Raw genomic sequence first — 3909 nt, 5'->3', positions numbered from 1 at the left:
CGGGTGGGGGTGGTGGAAGAGAGCCGGTCCGGTGGTGGGTGCGGTCCGTGGTGCACTATTGGGTCCTGAGACAACAGGCCCCGTCCCCGGTTCAAGGGGGTGGGGGTGTTGTGTCTGGGTTCCCGGCGTCCTGCCGGTGGTCGTGGTCCCCTTGTGTCGGGGCCGGCGCCCACCAGTGTGTGGGATGTGCGGGTTGTTGTTTGAGAACTGTATAGTGGACGCGAGCATCTTAAGAACGGGTGCCGCAGCGGACCGGGACACTGGTGTGCCGTCGCCTTCGGGTGGTGGTCGGGGTGTGCCGGGTGTGTTGTGGTGCCGTGTTCGTGATTGATCGCCGAGAACACTGCTGCTGCACGGTTCCTGGGAACAGGAGTCGTGGGTGGTGGTGGGTATCGGTGTGTTCTGTGATCATGTGGCAAGTTTTTAAGGGCGCACGGTGGATGCCTTGGCATCAGGAGCCGATGAAGGACGCGGTAATCTGCGATAAGCCTCGGGGAGCTGATAAACGAGCTGTGATCCGAGGGTCTCCGAATGGGGAAACCCCGCCACGTGTTATGCGTGGTGACCCGCACCTGAATTCATAGGGTGTGTGGAGGGAACGTGGGGAAGTGAAACATCTCAGTACCCACAGGAAGAGAAAACAACAGTGATTCCGTCAGTAGTGGCGAGCGAACGCGGAAGAGGCCAAACCGATGGTGTGTGATACCCGGCAGGGGTTGCATCATCGGGGTCGTGGGGCACGTCGTCCTGGGTCTGCCGGCCCGGGCGCGTGAGTGCAGGACGATAGTCGAACCGGTGTGAGTGCCGGACCGGAGAGGGTGGGAGTCCCGTAGACGAAATCGTTGCTGCCGCGTGGAGCGTGTACCCAAGTAGCACGGGGCCCGAGAAATCCCGTGTGAATCTGCCAGGACCACCTGGTAAGCCTAAATACTACCTGATGACCGATAGCGGACCAGTACCGTGAGGGAAAGGTGAAAAGTACCCCGGGAGGGGAGTGAAATAGTACCTGAAACCGTGTGCCTACAAACCGTCGGAGCCTGACAAGGGTGACGGCGTGCCTTTTGAAGAATGAGCCTGCGAGTTAGTGTTACGTCGCGAGGTTAACCCGTGAGGGGTATCCGTAGCGAAAGCGAGTCTGAACAGGGCGAGTGAGTGGCGTGATCTAGACCCGAAGCGAAGTGATCTACCCATGGCCAGGTTGAAGCGCGTGTAAGAGCGCGTGGAGGACCGAACCCACTTCAGTTGAAAATGGAGGGGATGAGCTGTGGGTAGGGGTGAAAGGCCAATCAAACTTCGTGATAGCTGGTTCTCCCCGAAATGCATTTAGGTGCAGCGTTACGTGTTTCTTGCCGGAGGTAGAGCTACTGGATGGCCGATGGGCCCTACAAGGTTACTGACGTCAGCCAAACTCCGAATGCCGGTAAGTGAGAGCGTAGCAGTGAGACTGTGGGGGATAAGCTTCATAGTCGAGAGGGAAACAGCCCAGACCACCAACTAAGGCCCCTAAGCGTGTGCTAAGTGGGAAAGGATGTGGAGTTGCTCAGACAACCAGGAGGTTGGCTTAGAAGCAGCCATCCTTGAAAGAGTGCGTAATAGCTCACTGGTCAAGTGATTCCGCGCCGACAATGTAGCGGGGCTCAAGTACACCGCCGAAGTTGTGGCATTGCACCAATGATACCCAACCAGGACTTTGATCCTGGTTCAGGTGGTGCGATGGGTAGGGGAGCGTCGTGTGGGCAGTGAAGCTGCGGGGTGACCCAGTGGTGGAGCCCACACGAGTGAGAATGCAGGCATGAGTAGCGAATGACGGGTGAGAAACCCGTCCGCCGGATGATCAAGGGTTCCAGGGTCAAGCTAATCTGCCCTGGGTCAGTCGGGACCTAAGGCGAGGCCGACAGGCGTAGTCGATGGACAACGGGTTGATATTCCCGTACCGGCGAAGAACCGCCCCTACCGAACCGGGGACACTAACCACCCGAACCGGGCCACGCGGTGACCATTGGTCGCCGCCGGCTCCGGGGAGCGTGGGACCTGAACCGGGGAGGTAAGCGTATTAACAGGTGTGACGCAGGAAGGTAGCCGAGCCGGGCGATGGTAGACCCGGTCTAAGCGTGTAGGGCGACCCGTTGGCAAATCCGCGGGTCACGTGCCTGAGACGTGACGGGACCCCCATCCGTGGGGGGATTCGGTGATCCTATGCTGCCGAGAAAAGCATCGACGCGAGGTTCCAGCCGCCCGTACCCCAAACCGACACAGGTGATCAGGTAGAGAATACTAAGGCGATCGAGAGAATCATGGTTAAGGAACTCGGCAAAATGCCCCCGTAACTTCGGGAGAAGGGGGGCCCCGACCGTGGACCGGACATGCTCCGGCGAGCGGGTAAGGGCCGCAGAGACCAGGGGGAAGCGACTGTTTATCAAAAACACAGGTCCGTGCGAAGTCGCAAGACGATGTATACGGACTGACTCCTGCCCGGTGCTGGAAGGTTAAGAGGACCTGTTAGCCTCACGGCGAAGCGGAGAATTTAAGCCCCAGTAAACGGCGGTGGTAACTATAACCATCCTAAGGTAGCGAAATTCCTTGTCGGGTAAGTTCCGACCTGCACGAATGGAGTAACGACTTCCCCGCTGTCTCAACCATGAACTCGGCGAAATTGCAGTACGAGTAAAGATGCTCGTTACGCGCAGCAGGACGGAAAGACCCCGAGACCTTTACTATAGTTTGGTATTGGTGTTCGGTGTGGCTTGTGTAGGATAGGTGGGAGACGGTGAAGCGGGCACGCCAGTGCACGTGGAGTCAACGTTGAAATACCACTCTGGTCACTCTGGACATCTAACTTCGGCCCGTGATCCGGGTCAGGGACAGTGCCTGATGGGTAGTTTAACTGGGGCGGTTGCCTCCTAAAGAGTAACGGAGGCGCCCAAAGGTTCCCTCAGCCTGGTTGGCAATCAGGTGTCGAGTGTAAGTGCACAAGGGAGCTTGACTGTGAGAGCGACAGCTCGAGCAGGGACGAAAGTCGGGACTAGTGATCCGGCGGTACATTGTGGAATGGCCGTCGCTCAACGGATAAAAGGTACCTCGGGGATAACAGGCTGATCTTGCCCAAGAGTCCATATCGACGGCATGGTTTGGCACCTCGATGTCGGCTCGTCGCATCCTGGGGCTGGAGTTGGTCCCAAGGGTTGGGCTGTTCGCCCATTAAAGCGGTACGCGAGCTGGGTTCAGAACGTCGTGAGACAGTTCGGTCCCTATCCGCTGCGCGCGCAGGAAATTTGAGAAGACCTGTCCTTAGTACGAGAGGACCGGGACGGACGAACCTCTGGTATGGCAGTTGTACCGCCAGGTGCACCGCTGCTTCGCTACGTTCGGAAGAGATAACCGCTGAAAGCATCTAAGCGGGAAGCTCGCTTCGAGATGAGATTTCCATGCACCTTGTGTGTGAGAGGCCCCCAGCTAGACCACTGGGTTGATAGGCCGGAGGTGGAAGCACGAACCAACGACGTGTGCAGCCGACCGGTACTAATACGCCGACAACTTACACCACACCCCACCCCCCGACACGCGTCGGGGACCTACGGTGGGGACACCACAGAACACCGCGTCCACTATACGGCTCCCAACCAACAACCCCACGGTTGTTCGGTGAAGCCCACAATCGAATACCGCCCACCACGGGCGGAGCACCACAGTGACTTACCCACCCCCACCGGCACGCCGCCGGCCACCGGGGTCGGGCACCAGAGTTACGGCGGTCATAGCGTGGGGGAAACGCCCGGTCCCATCCCGAACCCGGAAGCTAAGACCCACAGCGCCGATGGTACTGCACCCGGAAGGGTGTGGGAGAGTAGGACACCGCCGGACCACACCACCAGGGTCGAGCCCCCGCACACCGTGCGGGGGCTCCCCGCA

Annotated in this window: 2 rRNA genes; both read left to right on the top strand. The window is 59.1% G+C overall.

What is annotated here, in order from left to right:
• Window positions 1–412: 412 nt before the first annotated feature.
• A 23S ribosomal RNA gene (locus tag RCG67_RS16730) occupies window positions 413–3543 on the top strand.
• A 201-nt stretch (window positions 3544–3744) separates the two neighbouring features.
• A 5S ribosomal RNA gene (rrf, locus tag RCG67_RS16725) occupies window positions 3745–3861 on the top strand.
• Window positions 3862–3909: the final 48 nt, after the last annotated feature.

The organism is Kocuria cellulosilytica, from assembly GCF_040981245.1.
Lineage (GTDB): Bacteria > Actinomycetota > Actinomycetes > Actinomycetales > Micrococcaceae > Kocuria > Kocuria cellulosilytica.
The sequence above is the reverse complement of the archived record's forward strand: the minus strand, read 5'-3'. Positions and strand labels throughout refer to the sequence as shown.